General features: G+C 65.0%; 14 protein-coding genes and 1 tRNA gene. 14 read left to right on the top strand and 1 reads right to left on the bottom strand.

Annotated features, from left to right (window positions below):
* From ACS5PM_RS31850 to rpoC, 10 genes are all read left to right on the top strand, one after another.
* Positions 1–127: EF-Tu C-terminal domain-related protein (locus ACS5PM_RS31850; protein ID WP_445683271.1), on the top strand; the 127-nt coding region annotated here is incomplete at its 5' end.
* A 57-nt stretch (positions 128–184) separates the two neighbouring features.
* Positions 185–260: transfer RNA gene (locus ACS5PM_RS31855), tRNA-Trp, on the top strand.
* Between the two features lie 195 nt (positions 261–455).
* A complete protein-coding gene (secE, locus tag ACS5PM_RS31860; RefSeq protein ID WP_439392131.1) occupies positions 456–842 on the top strand; it encodes a preprotein translocase subunit SecE in 387 nt (128 codons plus the stop codon).
* Positions 843–885: 43 nt separating this feature from the next.
* Positions 886–1,461: a transcription termination/antitermination protein NusG gene (gene nusG / locus ACS5PM_RS31865; protein WP_439392132.1), complete on the top strand. Its 576-nt coding sequence runs from the start codon at positions 886–888 to the stop codon at positions 1,459–1,461.
* Positions 1,462–1,619: 158 nt separating this feature from the next.
* A complete protein-coding gene (gene rplK / locus ACS5PM_RS31870) occupies positions 1,620–2,051 on the top strand; it encodes a 50S ribosomal protein L11 (RefSeq protein WP_439392133.1) in 432 nt (143 codons plus the stop codon).
* Complete coding sequence (rplA, locus tag ACS5PM_RS31875) at positions 2,051–2,761, top strand: 50S ribosomal protein L1 (RefSeq protein ID WP_439392134.1); 711 nt, start codon at positions 2,051–2,053, stop codon at positions 2,759–2,761. The genes rplK and rplA overlap by 1 nt, the downstream gene beginning before the upstream one ends.
* Before the next feature lie 305 nt (positions 2,762–3,066).
* Complete coding sequence (gene rplJ / locus ACS5PM_RS31880; RefSeq protein WP_439392135.1) at positions 3,067–3,594, top strand: 50S ribosomal protein L10; 528 nt, start codon at positions 3,067–3,069, stop codon at positions 3,592–3,594.
* A gap of 53 nt (positions 3,595–3,647) precedes the next feature.
* A complete protein-coding gene (rplL, locus tag ACS5PM_RS31885) occupies positions 3,648–4,025 on the top strand; it encodes a 50S ribosomal protein L7/L12 (protein WP_439392136.1) in 378 nt (125 codons plus the stop codon).
* A 387-nt stretch (positions 4,026–4,412) separates the two neighbouring features.
* Positions 4,413–8,534, top strand: a complete 4,122-nt coding sequence (gene rpoB / locus ACS5PM_RS31890) for a DNA-directed RNA polymerase subunit beta (protein ID WP_439392138.1) — start codon at positions 4,413–4,415, stop codon at positions 8,532–8,534.
* A 12-nt stretch (positions 8,535–8,546) separates the two neighbouring features.
* Complete coding sequence (gene rpoC, locus ACS5PM_RS31895) at positions 8,547–12,785, top strand: DNA-directed RNA polymerase subunit beta' (protein WP_439392140.1); 4,239 nt, start codon at positions 8,547–8,549, stop codon at positions 12,783–12,785.
* A 57-nt stretch (positions 12,786–12,842) separates the two neighbouring features.
* Here rpoC and ACS5PM_RS31900 read toward each other — a convergent pair whose 3' ends face one another.
* Positions 12,843–13,430 (bottom strand): PIN domain-containing protein, encoded by a 588-nt coding sequence (locus tag ACS5PM_RS31900; RefSeq protein ID WP_439392141.1) that lies wholly within the window; start codon positions 13,428–13,430, stop codon positions 12,843–12,845.
* A gap of 108 nt (positions 13,431–13,538) precedes the next feature.
* On the opposite strand from ACS5PM_RS31900, the gene rpsL reads away from it, so the two are divergent.
* The 4 genes from rpsL to ACS5PM_RS31920 all read left to right on the top strand — a co-directional run.
* On the top strand, positions 13,539–13,916 hold the full coding sequence (gene rpsL, locus ACS5PM_RS31905) for a 30S ribosomal protein S12 (RefSeq protein ID WP_035037914.1): 378 nt from the start codon (positions 13,539–13,541) through the stop codon (positions 13,914–13,916).
* Positions 13,917–14,109: 193 nt separating this feature from the next.
* Positions 14,110–14,580 (top strand): 30S ribosomal protein S7, encoded by a 471-nt coding sequence (gene rpsG / locus ACS5PM_RS31910; protein ID WP_439392143.1) that lies wholly within the window; start codon positions 14,110–14,112, stop codon positions 14,578–14,580.
* Positions 14,581–14,649: 69 nt separating this feature from the next.
* Positions 14,650–16,752 (top strand): elongation factor G, encoded by a 2,103-nt coding sequence (fusA, locus tag ACS5PM_RS31915; protein ID WP_439392144.1) that lies wholly within the window; start codon positions 14,650–14,652, stop codon positions 16,750–16,752.
* 125 nt (positions 16,753–16,877) lie between these two features.
* Positions 16,878–17,009, top strand: a 132-nt coding sequence (locus tag ACS5PM_RS31920; RefSeq protein WP_439392145.1) for a GTP-binding protein, incomplete at its 3' end; no start/stop codon positions are given.

The raw sequence follows: 17,009 nt of genomic DNA on the forward strand, positions 1-17,009 counted from the left end.
CGGCGACAACGTCAGCATCACCGTCAAGCTGATCGCCCCGATCGCGATGGAAGAAGGCCTGCGCTTCGCCATCCGTGAAGGCGGCCGCACCGTCGGCGCCGGCGTCGTGGCCAAGATCATCGCCTGACGCACGCGTCAGGGCCGCCCAGCGAACTTCAAGCCAACGAACCTGTAGAAAGGCAGAAGGGGTATAGCTCAATTGGCAGAGCGTCGGTCTCCAAAACCGAAGGTTGTAGGTTCGATTCCTACTGCCCCTGCCAAACCTGATGCGACGGCCTGACGAGGCCCGCACCGCGGTTTGATGAATCGCCCGAATCCAGCAGCCCGCAGGCGAGAAACGCGCCGCGGGCTTTGCTGCTCTGATGGGGCGGCGCCATCCAGGCGTTTGGGCCCATCCCGTGGCCGCACGATGAACCGAAAGCCGGCAACCGGATCAGTCTTCTGAAGTGAAATCAATGTCCACCCAACCCCAAGTGCAAACCGTGACCACCGGCGCCGACAAGGCCAAGCTGGTGGCGGCGGCGGCACTGCTCCTCGGCTCGCTGGTGGCCTTCTACCTCCTGGCCCAGAAGGACATGTGGCTGCGCGTGGTGGTGCTGCTGCTCGGCGTGGCCGCTGCCGTGGCCGTGTTCTTCACCTCGGAAAGCGGTCGCCAGCTGATCGCCTACGGACGCGAGTCGGTCCGCGAGGTGAAGAAGGTCGTCTGGCCCACTCGCAAGGAGGCCACGCAGATGACGGGCTACGTCTTCGCCTTCGTCGTCGTGATGGCTCTGTTCCTGTGGGTGACGGACAAGACCCTGGAGTGGGCGTTGTACGACCTGATCCTGGGCTGGAAACGTTGACCGTGTCCCGTCGCCCCGCACTGAACGCCAAGGTTTGAAGAGCATGACCGAAAACGCCGCCACCGACACCGCTGCGGCCGCCCCGAGCGGCCTGCGCTGGTACGTCGTCCATGCCTATTCCGGCATGGAGAAGGCCGTCGAGCGCAACCTGCGCGAGCGCATCGACCGCGCCGGCATGCAGGCCAAGTTCGGCCGCATCCTGGTGCCCACCGAAGAAGTCGTCGAGTTGAAGAACGGCAAGAAGGCCGTCACGGAGCGCCGCTTCTTCCCCGGCTACGTGTTGGTCGAGATGCTGATGGACGACGAGACCTGGCATCTGGTCAAGCACACCAGCAAGGTCACCGGCTTCGTCGGCGGCGCGCGCAATCGCCCGGCCCCGATCTCGGAAGCCGAGGTGATGAAGATCGTCAACCAGATGCAGGAAGGCATCGAGAAGCCCCGGCCGAAGGTCGAGTGGGTGGTGGGCGAGCTGGTGCGTGTCAAGGAAGGCCCGTTCACCGACTTCAACGGCGCGATCGAGGAAGTCAACTACGAGAAGTCCAAGGTCAAGGTGTCGGTGACGATCTTCGGTCGTGCCACCGGCGTCGAGCTGGATTTCTCGCAGGTCGAGAAGGTCTGACGGCCGCAGCCGTCGAGTCCCTTGCCGAAGCCCGAAACGGGGCGAGGCAGAAAGTCTGAGTTCTAGCGGCGAACTGCCCCGACCCCGGTTCGCTGGTCTGAAGAGGGTCGATAGACGAGGAGATCGCTTCGGCGGTCGTTTGAACTCGAGGAGCCATCATGGCAAAGAAAATCGTCGGCTTCATCAAGCTGCAAGTCCCGGCCGGCAAGGCCAACCCGTCGCCCCCGATCGGCCCCGCGCTCGGTCAGCGCGGCCTGAACATCATGGAGTTCTGCAAGGCGTTCAACGCCCAGACCCAAGGCATGGAACCGGGCCTGATGCTCCCGGTGGTGATCACGGCTTACGCCGACAAGTCCTTCACCTTCATCATGAAGTCGCCCCCGGCGACCGTGCTGATCAAGAAGGCCATCGGCCTGGGCAAGGGCTCGGACAAGGCGCACCTGAACAAGGTCGGCAAGATCACCCGCGCTCAGCTGGAAGACATTGCCAAGGCCAAGATGAAGGACCTGAACGCCGCTGACCTCGACGGCGCGGTGAAGATCATTGCCGGTTCCGCCCGTTCGATGGGCGTGATCGTGGAGGGCGTGTGATGGCCAAGCTGACCAAGAAAGCCAAGGCCCTGCAGGGCAAGGTCGACAGCCTGAAGCTGTACCCGATCAATGAAGCGCTGACCCTCGTCAAGAGCTGCGCCACCGCCAAGTTCGATGAATCCATCGACGTGGCCGTGCAGCTCGGCATCGACGCGAAGAAGTCCGACCAGGTCGTCCGTGGCGCGGTCGTGATGCCCAACGGCACCGGCAAGACCAAGCGCGTCGCCGTGTTCGCCCAGGGCGCCAAGGCTGAAGAAGCCCGGGCCGCCGGTGCCGACGTGGTCGGCATGGAAGACCTGGCCGAGCAGGTCAAGGCCGGCAACATCAACTTCGACGTGGTGATTGCCTCGCCGGACACCATGCGCGTGGTGGGTACCCTGGGCCAGATCCTGGGCCCGCGCGGCCTGATGCCGAACCCGAAGGTCGGAACCGTGACGCCCGACGTGGCCACGGCGGTGAAGAACGCCAAGGCGGGCCAGGTGCAGTTCCGCGTCGACAAGGCCGGCATCATCCACGGCACGATCGGCCGCCGTTCGTTCGACGACGCCAAGCTGATCGGCAACCTGGCTGCCCTGCTGGAAGCGCTGAACAAGCACAAGCCGGCGTCGAGCAAGGGCGTCTACCTGCGCAAGGTGGCCGTCTCGTCGACCATGGGCATCGGCGCACGGGTCGAAATCGCTTCGGTGACGCTGGCCCCAGCCGCCGCCTGAGCCGGACATGAACAAAGGGCTGGCGCGGCTGTCTTGACGCGCCGACTGGCCCGATGAATTGGTGGGCCGCCGCTCGCTCGCAGGAGCGGGCGGCGGGCCATCCAAGACCGCTGGCGATGCCGTGACCCTGGTCACGACGTCTTAATGAGGACCCCCGGGCCTTCGCCAGCGCAGATGGCGTCCCCGCCGTGACGAAAGAGGTTTCAGTGTGACTGAAGCGTCGATCGGAAGCGGCAAGGTCGCTGCAACCCGTTGTGCCGGGTGGCCCGAAAGGGCACCTGGCACGTCACTGTGAGGAGTAGACCTTGAGTCTCAACCGCAACGAGAAGGCGGCCGTGATCGAGGGCGTGTCGGCGCAAGCTGCCAAGTCCCAGACCCTGGCGATGGCCGAGTACCGTGGCCTCACCGTCGAGAACTTGAACAAGCTGCGCGTCGATGCGCGGTCCAAGGGTGTGTACCTTCACGTGTTGAAGAACAGCCTGGCCCGTCGCGCCGTCGCCGGCACCCCGTTCGAGGTCGCGTCGGAGAGCATGGTCGGCCCGCTGATCTACGGCTTTTCCGAAGACGCCGTCGCCGCGGCCAAAGTCATCGCTGACTTTGCCAAGAGCAACGACAAGCTGGTCATCAAGGCCGGCGCCTACGCTGGCAAGGCCCTGGACGTCAATGGCGTCAAGGCCCTGGCCGCGATTCCCAGCAAGGAAGTGCTGCTGTCGCAGATCGCCGGCTTGCTGAAGTCGCCGGTCCAGCGCACCGCTGCCGTGCTGGCTGCCCTGGCCGAGAAGAAGGGCGGCGGCGCCGAAGCCGCTGCGCCCGCCGAAGCTGTGGCCGACTGACCGGCGCCTGCTTCAACCCCACACACTGAATCACTGAAATCGAGGTAACTCAAATGGCATTCGATAAAGACGCCTTCCTGACCGCCCTGGACAGCATGTCCGTCATGGAACTGAACGACCTGGTCAAGGCCATCGAAGAGAAGTTCGGCGTGTCCGCCGCGTCCATGGCCGCTCCGGCCGCCGGTGGCGGTGGCGCCGCTGCCGCCGTGGTCGAAGAGAAGACCGAATTCAACGTCGTGCTGCTCGAAGCCGGCTCGAACAAGGTCGGCACCATCAAGGCCGTGCGCGAACTGACGGGCCTGGGCCTGAAGGAAGCCAAGGACCTGGTCGACGGCGCTCCGAAGAACGTCAAGGAAGCCGTGGCCAAGGCCGACGCCGAAGCCGCCGTGAAGAAGCTGATCGAAGCCGGCGCCAAGGCCGAGATGAAGTAATCCACTTCGGTGGATGCTTGAAAGGAGGCGGTGGCGACCCCACCTCCTCCTGTTCGCGTCAAGCCAGGCCCGGCTTCCCGGGCCTTTGACGAGGACAGCGTCGAGGACCCCCGCGGGGCCTTCGACAGTGTTCTCTGATCCGACTGCAGAAGAACCGGTTTGGTCGGGCTCCGGTGCAATGCCGGGGTTGTCCGCCAGCGGTTGGTAGTGGCCAACCACCAAGCTTACAGGCGCAACACCTGAGTCGACGACGGGCCGCCCCTCGTCGACACACCCCCCGCAGGGGGCGAGCCCGCAAGAGCGGGCTCTGGAGTCTGCATCTGGCAAGCCAGTCGCCCCGAGGAGGTGCGTGCACGGCCGGCGCGCACCCTCACCACGGAGTCATACATGGCGCAAGCAACCCCCTACAGCTACACCGAGCGCAAGCGAATCCGCAAGAGCTTCGGCAAGCGTGAGAGCGTTCTCAACGTCCCCTACCTGCTGACCATGCAGCGGGAGTCCTACGTCGCGTTCCTCCAGAAGGACGTACCGCCGCAACAGCGCAAGCCCGAAGGCTTGCAGGCGGCTTTCCTTTCCGCGTTCCCGATCGTTTCGCACAACGGGTTCGTGGAGATGAAGTTCATCGAATTCAACATCGCCCGCCCGGCGTTCGACACCCGCGAATGCCAGCAGCGCGGCCTGACCTATGCAGCCGCCGTGCGTGCGAAGCTGCAGATGATCATCTACGACCGCGAATCGCACCCCGCGAAGGTCGTCAAGGAGATCAAGGAGCAAGAGGTCTACATGGGCGAAGTTCCGCTCATGACCGACTACGGCTCGTTCATCGTCAATGGCACCGAGCGTGTCATCGTGAGCCAGCTGCACCGCTCGCCCGGCGTGTTCTTCGAGCACGACAAGGGCAAGACCCACTCATCCGGCAAGCTGCTGTTCTCGGCCCGCATCATTCCTTACCGCGGCTCGTGGCTGGACTTCGAGTTCGACCCGAAGGACGTCCTGTACTTCCGTGTCGACCGCCGCCGCAAGATGCCGGTGACGATCCTGCTCAAGGCCATCGGCCTGAACCCGGAAGCGATCCTGGCGCACTTCTTCAGCAACGACATGTTCCGGCTGATGGACACCGGTGCCCAGCTGGAGTTCGTGCCCGAGCGCCTGAAGGGCGAGGTCGCCCGCTTCGACATCACCGACAAGTCGGGCAATGTCGTGGTCGAGAAGGACAAGCGCATCACCGCTCGCCACGCGCGACAGCTCGAGCAGTCCGGCACCAACCACATCTCGGTGCCTGAGGACTTCCTCGTCGGCCGCATCGTGGCCCGCAACATGGTCGACCCGGAGACGGGCGAGATCATCGCCAAGGCCAACGACGAGCTGACTGAATCCCTGCTGAAGAAGCTGCGGGCCGCAGGCATCAAGGACCTGCCCTGCCTGTTCACCAACGAGCTGGACCAGGGCGCCTACATCAGCCAGACGCTGTCTCTGGACGAGACCGCCGACCAGCTGGCTGCACGCGTCGCCATCTACCGCATGATGCGCCCCGGCGAGCCGCCGACCGAGGACGCCGTCGAGGCGCTGTTCGGCCGCTTGTTCTACAACCCGGACACCTACGACCTGTCGCGCGTCGGCCGGATGAAGTTCAACGCCCGCGTGGGCCGCGACGTGCCGGAAGGTCCGATGACCCTGTCCAACGAGGACATCATCGCGGTCGTCAAGATCCTCGTCGAGCTGCGCAATGGCCGCGGCGAGGTCGATGACATCGACCACCTGGGCAACCGGCGCGTTCGTTGCGTCGGCGAACTGGCCGAGAACCAGTACCGCTCGGGCCTGGCCCGCATCGAGAAGGCCGTGAAGGAGCGTCTGGGCCAGGCCGAGACCGAAGCCCTGATGCCGCACGACCTGATCAACTCCAAGCCGATCTCCGCGGCGCTGAAGGAGTTCTTCGGTGCGTCGCAGCTGTCGCAGTTCATGGACCAGACCAACCCGCTGTCCGAGATCACGCACAAGCGTCGCGTCTCGGCCCTGGGCCCGGGCGGTCTGACCCGCGAGCGCGCCGGCTTCGAAGTGCGAGACGTGCACCCGACCCACTACGGCCGCGTCTGCCCGATCGAAACGCCGGAAGGCCCGAACATCGGCCTGATCAACTCGCTCGCCCTGTACGCCCAGCTGAACGAGTACGGCTTCCTCGAGACGCCGTACCGTCGCGTGGCCGACGGCAAGGTGACGATGCAGATCGACTACCTGTCGGCCATCGAGGAAGGCAAGTACGTCATCGCCCAGGCGAACGCCTCGCTGGGTGCCGACGGCGCGCTGATCGACGAGCTGGTGTCTGCCCGCGAGAACGGCGAATCGGTGCTGACCTCGCCGGAGCGCATCCAGTACATGGACGTGGCACCGACGCAGATCGTGTCGGTGGCGGCTTCGCTCGTGCCCTTCCTCGAGCACGATGATGCGAACCGCGCGCTGATGGGCGCGAACATGCAGCGCCAGGCCGTGCCTGTGCTGCGCCCGGAGAAGGCCCTCGTCGGCACCGGCGTCGAGCGCGTGGCCGCGGTCGACTCGGGCACGGTGGTGACGGCGCGCCGCGGCGGCGTGGTCGACTACGTCGACACCAACCGCGTGGTGATCCGGGTCAACGACGACGAGACCGTCGCCGGCGAAGTCGGCGTCGACATCTACAACCTGATCAAGTACCAGCGTTCCAACCAGAACACCAACATCCACCAGCGCGCCATCGTCAAGCGTGGCGACAAGGTGGCTTCGGGTGACGTGGTGGCGGACGGCGCGTCGACCGACCTGGGCGAGCTCGCGCTCGGCCAGAACATGCTCGTCGCGTTCATGCCCTGGAACGGCTACAACTTCGAAGACTCGATCCTCATCAGCGAACGCGTCGTCGCCGAGGACCGCTACACCTCGATCCACATCGAGGAGCTGGTGGTCAATGCGCGCGACACCAAGCTGGGCGCCGAGGAAATCACGCGCGACATCCCGAACCTGTCCGAGCAGCAGCTGGCGCGCCTGGACGAGTCGGGCATCGTCTACATCGGCGCCGAGGTGAACCCCGGCGACGTGCTGGTCGGCAAGGTCACGCCCAAGGGCGAGACCACGCTGACGCCGGAAGAGAAGCTGCTGCGCGCGATCTTCGGCGAGAAGGCGTCCGACGTGAAGGACACCTCCCTGCGTGTCGACCAGGGCACCAGCGGCACCGTCATCGACGTGCAGGTCTTCACCCGCGAAGGCATCCAGCGCGACAAGCGCGCCCAGCAGATCATCGACGATGAACTGAAGCGCTTCCGCCTGGACCTGAACGACCAGCTGCGCATCGTGGAAGCCGACGCCTTCGACCGGATCGAGAAGCTGCTTTCCGGCCGCATCGCCAACGGCGGCCCGCAGAAGCTGGCCAAGGGCTCGACGATCGACAAGGCCTACCTGTCGTCGATCGACAAGTACCACTGGTTCGACGTGCGCCCGGCGGAAGAAGACGTGGCCAACCAGCTCGAGTCGATCAAGAACTCGCTCGAGCAGACCCGCCACGGCTTCGACCTCGCGTTCGAAGAAAAGCGCAAGAAGCTGACCCAGGGCGACGAGCTGCCGGCCGGCGTGCTGAAGATGGTCAAGGTCTACCTGGCCGTCAAGCGCCGCCTGCAGCCTGGCGACAAGATGGCCGGCCGCCACGGCAACAAGGGTGTGGTGTCCAAGATCGTCCCGATCGAGGACATGCCCTACATGGCCGACGGCACGCCGTGCGACATCGTGCTGAACCCGCTGGGCGTGCCTTCGCGCATGAACGTGGGCCAGGTGCTCGAAGTGCACCTGGGCTGGGCCGGCAAGGGCATCGGCCAGCGCCTCGGCGACATGCTGCAGCAGCAATCGGCGGTGGCCGAGCTGCGCAAGTTCATGGACGAGCTCTACAACAAGTCCGGCGGCAAGACCGAGCGCCTGGGTGACCTGACCGACAAGGAAGTCATCGAGATGGCACAGGAGCTGAGCAAGGGCGTGCCCTTCGCGACGCCAGTGTTCGACGGCGCGGCGGAAGAAGAGATCCGCGGCATGCTGAAGCTCGCCTACCCCGAGGACATCGCCGCCCGCAAGGGCCTGACGGCGACGCGCACCCAGGCCACGCTGCATGACGGCCGCACCGGCGAGGCGTTCGAGCGCCCCGTCACCGTGGGCTACATGCACGTGCTGAAGCTGCACCACCTGGTGGACGACAAGATGCACGCCCGCTCGACCGGCCCGTACTCCCTCGTCACGCAGCAGCCCCTGGGCGGCAAGGCCCAGTTCGGCGGCCAGCGTTTCGGCGAGATGGAGGTCTGGGCACTCGAAGCCTACGGCGCCAGCTACGTGCTGCAGGAAATGCTGACCGTCAAGTCCGACGATGTGAATGGCCGCACCAAGGTCTACGAGAACATCGTCAAGGGCGAGCACGCCATCGACGCCGGCATGCCGGAGTCGTTCAACGTGCTGGTGAAGGAAATTCGTTCGCTCGGCATCGACATCGAGCTCGAGCGCAACTAAAGGAGAAAAGGCATGAAGGGACTACTCGACCTTTTCAAGCAATTCACCCCCGACGAACACTTCGACGCGATCAAGATCGGGCTGGCCAGCCCGGAGAAGATCCGCTCGTGGTCGTTCGGCGAGGTGAAGAAGCCCGAGACCATCAACTACCGGACCTTCAAGCCGGAACGCGACGGCCTGTTCTGCGCCAAGATCTTCGGCCCGATCAAGGACTACGAGTGCCTGTGCGGCAAGTACAAGCGCCTGAAGCACCGCGGCGTGATCTGCGAGAAGTGCGGCGTCGAGGTCACGCAGACCAAGGTGCGCCGCGAGCGCATGGGCCACATCGACCTGGCCGCGCCCTGCGCGCACATCTGGTTCCTGAAGTCGCTGCCGTCGCGCCTGGGCCTGGTGCTCGACATGACGCTGCGCGACATCGAGCGCGTGCTGTACTTCGAAGCCTACGTGATCGTCGACCCCGGCATGACCCCGCTGAAGAAGTTCGGGATCATGAGCGAGGACGACTACGAGGCCAAGCGCACCGAGTTCGGGGACGAGTTCATCGCCCTGATGGGCGCCGAGGGCATCAAGAAGCTGCTCGAGGAGATGGACCTCGACGTCGAGATCGAGAAGCTGCGCGGCGACATGACCGGCTCCGAGCTCAAGGTCAAGAAGAACTCCAAGCGCCTGAAGGTGATGGAGGCCTTCAAGAAGTCGGGCATCAAGCCGCACTGGATGGTGATGGACGTGCTGCCGGTGCTGCCGCCGGACCTGCGTCCGCTGGTGCCGCTGGACGGCGGCCGCTTCGCGACCTCCGACCTGAACGACCTCTACCGTCGCGTCATCAACCGGAACAACCGCCTGGCCCGCCTGCTGGAGTTGAAGGCCCCCGAGATCATCGTGCGCAACGAAAAGCGCATGCTGCAGGAAGCCGTCGACTCGCTGCTGGACAACGGCCGCCGCGGCAAGGCCATGACCGGTGCGAACAAGCGCGCCCTGAAGTCCCTGGCCGACATGATCAAGGGCAAGAGCGGCCGCTTCCGCCAGAACCTGCTGGGCAAGCGCGTCGACTACTCCGGCCGTTCGGTCATCACCGTGGGCCCGACGCTCAAGCTGCACCAGTGCGGCCTGCCGAAGCTGATGGCGCTGGAGCTGTTCAAGCCCTTCATCTTCTCGCGCCTGGAGGCGATGGGCATCGCCACCACCATCAAGGCGGCGAAGAAGGAAGTGGAGTCCGGCACGCCGGTGGTCTGGGACATCCTTGAAGAAGTCATCAAGGAACACCCGGTGATGCTGAACCGCGCGCCGACGCTGCACCGCCTGGGCATCCAGGCGTTCGAGCCGGTGCTGATCGAAGGCAAGGCGATCCAGCTGCACCCGCTGGTCTGCGCGGCGTTCAACGCCGACTTCGACGGTGACCAGATGGCCGTCCACGTGCCGCTGTCGATCGAAGCGCAGATGGAAGCCCGCGCCCTGATGCTGGCCTCGAACAACGTGCTCTTCCCGGCCTCGGGCGAGCCGTCGATCGTGCCTTCCCAGGACGTGGTGCTGGGCCTGTACTACGCCACCCGCGAGCGCATCAACGGCAAGGGCGAAGGCATGGTCTTCTCCGATGTCGTCGAGCTCCAGCGCGCGCTGGACAACGGCGCCGTGGAGGTCACCGCCAAGATCGCGGTGCGCCTGACCGAGTGGGTCAAGGACGCCGACGGCGAGTTCAAGCCCGAGACCAAGCTGGTCGACACGACCGTCGGCCGCGCGCTGCTGTCCGAGATCCTGCCCAAGGGGCTGCCGTTCTCGAACATCAACAAGGCGCTGAAGAAGAAGGAGATCTCGCGCCTGATCAACACGGCCTTCCGCAAGTGCGGCCTGAAGGAAACCGTGGTGCTGGCCGACAAGCTGCTGCAAAGCGGCTTCAAGCTGGCCACCCGCGCGGGCATCTCCATCGGCATCGACGACATGCTGGTGCCGAAGGAGAAGCACGGCCTGATCGAGCGCGCCGAAAAGGAAGTCAAGGAGATCGAGCAGCAGTACGTCTCGGGTCTCGTGACGGCCGGCGAGCGCTACAACAAGGTCGTTGACATCTGGGGCAAGACCGGTGACGAAGTCGGCAAGGTCATGATGGCCCAGCTGTCCAAGCAGAAGGTCACCGACCGCCATGGCAAGGAAGTCGACCAGGAGTCGTTCAACTCCATCTACATGATGGCCGACTCCGGGGCGCGCGGCTCCGCGGCGCAGATCCGCCAGCTGGCGGGCATGCGCGGCCTGATGGCCAAGCCGGACGGCTCGATCATCGAGACGCCCATCACCGCGAACTTCCGCGAAGGCCTGAACGTTCTGCAGTACTTCATCTCCACCCACGGCGCCCGCAAGGGCCTGGCGGACACGGCGCTGAAGACCGCGAACTCCGGCTACCTGACGCGCCGCCTGGTCGACGTGACCCAGGATCTGGTCGTCGTGGAAGACGACTGCGGTACCGAGCACGGCTTCGCGATGCGCGCGCTGGTCGAAGGCGGCGAAGTGATCGAGTCGCTGCGCGACCGCATCCTGGGCCGCGTGGCGGCTGTCGAGGTGACCCACCCCGAGACCCAGGAGGTGGTGATCGGCGCGGGCACGATGCTCGACGAAGACATGCTCGACTTGATCGAAGCCGCCGGCGTGGACGAAGTCAAGGTGCGTACACCGCTGACCTGCGAAACCCGCTTCGGCCTTTGCGCCAAGTGCTACGGCCGGGACCTCGGCCGCGGTGGCCGCGTGAACGTCGGCGAGGCGGTCGGCGTGATCGCCGCGCAGTCGATCGGCGAGCCGGGCACGCAGCTGACGATGCGGACGTTCCACATCGGTGGCGCGGCCTCGCGTGCGGCGGTGGCCTCCAGCGTGGACGCCAAGTCGGACGGCTTCATCGGCTTCAACCCGACGATGCGCTACGTGACGAACGGCAAGGGCGAGCTGGTGGTGATTTCCCGCTCCGGCGAGATCGTCATCTCCGACCAGCACGGCCGCGAGCGCGAGCGCCACAAGGTGCCGTACGGCGCGATCCTGAACGTCAAGCCCGACCAGCAGATCAAGGCTGGTACGGTGCTCGCCAACTGGGATCCGCTGACCCGCCCGATCATCACGGAATTCGCTGGTCGCGCGAAGTTCGAGAACGTCGAGGAAGGCGTCACCGTCGCCAAGCAGGTCGACGAGGTCACCGGCCTGTCGACGCTGGTCGTGATCGACCCGAAGCGCCGCGGCGCCGCCAAGGTGGTTCGCCCGCAGGTCAAGCTGCTGGACGCCGCCGGCCAGGAAGTGAAGATCCCCGGCACCGATCACTCGGTGACCATCGGCTTCCAGGTCGGCTCGCTGGTGCAGATCCGCGACGGCCAGGACCTGCTGCCTGGTGAAGTGCTGGCGCGCATCCCGGTCGAAGGCCAGAAGACCCGTGACATCACCGGCGGTCTGCCGCGGGTGGCCGAGCTGTTCGAAGCCCGCTCGCCCAAGGACAAGGGCACGCTGGCCGAGATCACCGGCACGGTGTCGTTCGGCAAGGAGACCAAGGGCAAGGTGCGCCTGCAGATCACCGACCCGGACGGCAAGGTGTTCGAAGAGCTGGTGCCCAAGGAGAAGAACATCCTGGTGCACGAAGGCCAGGTGGTCAACCGCGGCGAGCTGATCGTCGACGGCGCGGCGGATCCGCAGGACATCCTGCGACTGCTGGGCGTCGAGGAGCTGGCCCGCTACATCGTCGACGAAGTGCAGGACGTGTACCGCTTGCAGGGCGTGAAGATCAACGACAAGCACATCGAGGTGATCGTTCGCCAGATGCTGCGTCGCGTGCAGATCACGAACCCGGGCGACTCGGCCTACATCTCCGGCGAGCAGGTGGAGCGCTCCGAGCTGTCCAACACCAACGACCGCCTGCGTGGCGAAGGCAAGCTCACGGCGACCTACGCCGACGTGCTGCTGGGCATCACCAAGGCCTCGCTGTCGACCGACTCGTTCATCTCGGCCGCTTCCTTCCAGGAAACGACCCGCGTGCTGACCGAGGCGGCGATCATGGGCAAGCGCGACGAGCTGCGTGGCCTGAAGGAAAACGTGATCGTCGGCCGCCTGATCCCTGCCGGCACCGGCATGGCCTTCCACCTGGCCCGCAAGGCCAAGGAAGAGATGGACGAGACCGAGCGTCGCGCGATCGCCCTGCAGGAAGCCGAGGAACTCGCCTCGGCCCAGCTCGCGAGCCTGGAGGCCCAGAGCGGCGGCCACGGTGGTGGTGGCGACTCGGGCGCCGACTGACCGTCCAGTCTTCAGACTTGAAAGGGCGACCTCCGGTCGCCCTTTTTTCTTGCGGCGTCACATGCCCGAAGCGGTTGGCCGCCAGTCGGCCGGCGCGACGATCTTCACGCCGCTCAACGTCCACGCACGGCGGCGCAGCTTCAGCACGGCGCGGTCTCGACTGACCAGCCACTGCGCTCTGGCGGATATGGCCAGGTCCACGAACTTCTGGTCGTCGGGATCGGTGCAGCGCAGCGCCCGGGCCAGGCCCGCCGGCAAGGCCTTGTCCGCCACCACTGTCGCGTGTCGGTCGAAGAAGTCGAGCACCTGCCGGGCGGGCGTCTGCCATCGCTCCCCGAAGCCTCGGGCCAGCACGTGTGACAGCTCGTCCCGCATGGCGGCCGTCGCGAGCCATCGCCACGAGCCTTCTCCAGGCAGGGGCCAGCCGGAGCAGATCTCGTTGCCGAAGTATTTCCAATCCAGCAGCGACTGGGTGTCGATGACGGCCAGGAAGGAACCTCCTTGCAAGCCGTCACTCACTATCGTTGTTGCCAGGGGTGCAGGGGCGGCGTCGGTCGGGATGGTCACGGGCGGGTTGCGGTCAAGGGTCTGCCCGAATATAATGGAGGGCTTTTCGGCGGGTTCCCGCCTTTGCGGCCTTGTCATTCAACGTCACCGGTGTCACGTCACCGGCAGCAGCGTCTCGAGGCCCGGCCCGGCTTCCTGCCCGGAAAGAAACGAACCCACGTAACTTCAAACGGGAACAAGTTACCCATGCCCACCATCAACCAGCTCGTGCGCCAAGGCCGCCAGGTCGAGGTCACGAAGTCCAAGTCGCCTGCGATGCAGAACTGCCCGCAGCGCCGCGGGGTCTGCACCCGCGTCTACACCACGACCCCGAAGAAGCCGAACTCGGCGCTTCGCAAGGTCGCCAAGGTGCGCCTGACCAACGGTTTCGAGGTCATCTCGTACATCGGCGGCGAAGGCCACAACCTGCAGGAGCACTCGGTGGTGCTCGTGCGCGGCGGCCGTGTCAAGGATCTGCCGGGCGTGCGCTACCACATCGTCCGCGGCTCGCTGGACCTGCAAGGCGTCAAGGATCGCAAGCAGTCGCGTTCGAAGTACGGCGCGAAGCGCCCGAAGAAGGCGTAACGCCTTCGGCGAACAGGAGAAACGGCCTGAAGGCCGTTAGAGGTTCCGACAAGCGTGAGAGCGCGAGTCGTTGAAGTTGCGGCAAGGGCCGATGCCCGAGCCGAGTAAGTGAAAGACCCACGCCAAGAAGGCATCCAGTGGTCTTTCGAGGTGAAGCGAAAGCCTCGCCAACTGAAGATGAAGGAAGAGTGAAATGCCACGTCGTCGCGAAGTACCCAAGCGCGAGATCCTGCCGGACCCGAAGTTCGGCTCGGTCGATCTGTCCAAGTTCATGAACGTGATCATGGAGTCGGGCAAGAAGGCGGTCGCCGAGCGCATCATCTACGGTGCGCTGGACCAGGTCGAGAAGAAGGCCAACAAGGATCCGCTCGAGATCTTCCTGACCGCGCTGAACAACGTGAAGCCGATGGTCGAAGTCAAGTCCCGCCGCGTCGGCGGTGCGAACTACCAAGTTCCCGTGGAAGTTCGCCCCGTGCGCCGGATGGCCCTGGCCATGCGCTGGCTGAAGGAATCGGCGCGCAAGCGCGGTGAGAAGTCGATGGCCGCGCGCCTGGCCAACGAGCTGCTGGAGGCCTCGGAGGGCCGGGGCGGTGCGATGAAGAAGCGCGACGAAGTTCACCGCATGGCCGAGGCCAACAAGGCGTTCTCGCACTTCCGCTTCTAAGATCCTCGTTTCCCCGGCCGCCTAGGGTTACCACCAACCCGGGCGGCCCTTCGTATTTGGAGTGACACCATGGCTCGCAAGACCCCCATCGAGCGCTACCGGAACATCGGTATCTCGGCGCACATCGACGCTGGCAAGACCACGACGACCGAGCGCATCCTCTACTACACCGGTGTGAACCACAAGATCGGTGAAGTGCACGACGGCGCCGCCACGATGGACTGGATGGAGCAGGAGCAGGAGCGTGGCATCACGATCACCTCCGCCGCGACCACCTGCTTCTGGAAGGGCATGGACCTGTCGTTCCCCGAGCACCGCATCAACATCATCGACACCCCCGGGCACGTGGACTTCACCATCGAGGTGGAGCGTTCCATGCGCGTGCTGGACGGCGCCTGCATGGTGTACTGCGCCGTGGGCGGCGTGCAGCCCCAGTCGGAAACCGTCTGGCGCCAGGCCAACAAGTACAAGGTGCCCCGTCTCGCGTTCGTCAACAAGATGGACCGCACCGGCGCAAACTTCTTCAAGGTCTACGACCAGATGAAGACGCGCCTGAAGGCGAACCCCGTGCCCATCGTGGTGCCCATCGGCGCCGAAGAGAACTTCAAGGGCGTCGTCGACCTGCTCAAGATGAAGGCCATCATCTGGGACGAGGCTTCCCAGGGCATGAAGTTCAACTACGAGGACATCCCCGCCGATCTCGAGGCCGAGTGCCAGAAGTGGCGCGAAGGGATGATCGAGGCTGCCGCCGAGTCCAGCGAAGAGCTGATGAACAAGTACCTCGAGTCGGGCGAGCTGACCGAGGAAGAGATCAAGCAGGGCATCCGCGTGCGCACCATCGCCGGCGAGATCCAGCCGATGCTGTGCGGGACGGCGTTCAAGAACAAGGGTGTGCAGCGCATGCTGGACGCCGTGATCGAGTTCATGCCTTCGCCGATCGACATCCCGCCGGTGCCCGGCACCGACGAGGAAGAGAAGGAAGTCGTCCGCAAGGCCGATGACAGCGAGAAGTTCGCCGCGCTGGCCTTCAAGCTGATGACCGATCCCTACGTCGGTCAGTTGACCTTCGTGCGCGTCTACTCGGGCGTGCTGAAGTCGGGCGACTCGGTCTACAACCCGATCCGCGGCAAGAAGGAGCGCATCGGCCGGATCCTGCAGATGCACGCCAACCAGCGTGAGGAAATCAAGGAAATCCTGGCCGGCGACATCGCCGCTTGCGTGGGCCTGAAGGACGTGACGACCGGCGAGACGCTGTGCGACCCCGATCACGTCATCACGCTCGAGAAGATGGTCTTCCCCGAGCCGGTGATCTCGCAGGCCGTCGAACCGAAGACCAAGGCCGACCAGGAGAAGATGGGCATCGCGCTGGGCCGCCTGGCCGCGGAAGATCCGTCGTTCCGCCTGCGCACCGACGAAGAGTCCGGCCAGACCATCATCTCCGGCATGGGCGAGCTGCACCTGGAAATCATCGTCGACCGCATGAAGCGCGAGTTCGGCGTGGAAGCCAACGTAGGCAAGCCGCAGGTCGCCTACCGCGAGACGATCCGCAAGGGCGTCACCGACGTCGAAGGCAAGTTCGTCCGCCAGTCGGGCGGCAAGGGCCAGTACGGCCACGTCGTGCTGTCCGTCGAGCCGCAGGAGCCGGGCAAGGGCTTCGAATTCGTCGACGCCATCAAGGGCGGCGTGGTCCCGCGCGAATTCATTCCGGCGGTCGAGAAGGGCATCATCGACACCCTTCCGAACGGCGTGCTGGCCGGCTACCCGGTGGTCGACGTCAAGGTCACCCTGACCTTCGGTTCGTACCACGAAGTGGACTCGAACGAAAACGCCTTCAAGATGGCCGCTTCGATGGGCTTCAAGGATGCCTGCCGCAAGGCCAACCCGGTGATCCTCGAGCCGATGATGGCGGTGGAAGTGGAAACGCCTGAAGACTACGCCGGCTCGGTGATGGGCGACTTGTCGTCCCGCCGCGGCATGGTGCAGGGCATGGACGACATGCCCGGCGGCGGCAAGGTCATCAAGGCCGAAGTGCCGTTGTCGGAGATGTTCGGCTACTCGACCACGCTGCGCTCGATGTCTCAGGGTCGTGCCACGTACACGATGGAGTTCAAGCACTACGCCGAAGCTCCGAAGAACGTCGCCGACGCGATCATCACCGCGCGGGGCAAGTAACTCGCTGCTCAGCTTTTGAGCCGGTCTTCGGCATCGCGCCTCCCGCTGCCCGTGGCGGGTGAATCCGCGACGATGCGAAGACCTTAAACCTCGTCACGGGCAGCGCTCTTTTTTGGAGAAAAGAAATGGCAAAAGGCAAGTTTGAACGGACCAAGCCGCACGTGAACGTGGGCACGATTGGTCACGTGGACCATGGCAAGACGACGCTGACGGCGGCGATCACGACGGTGCTGTCGACCAAGTTCGGCGGCGAAGCC

The organism is Ideonella flava (assembly GCF_051857595.1).
Lineage (GTDB): Bacteria > Pseudomonadota > Gammaproteobacteria > Burkholderiales > Burkholderiaceae_C > Ideonella.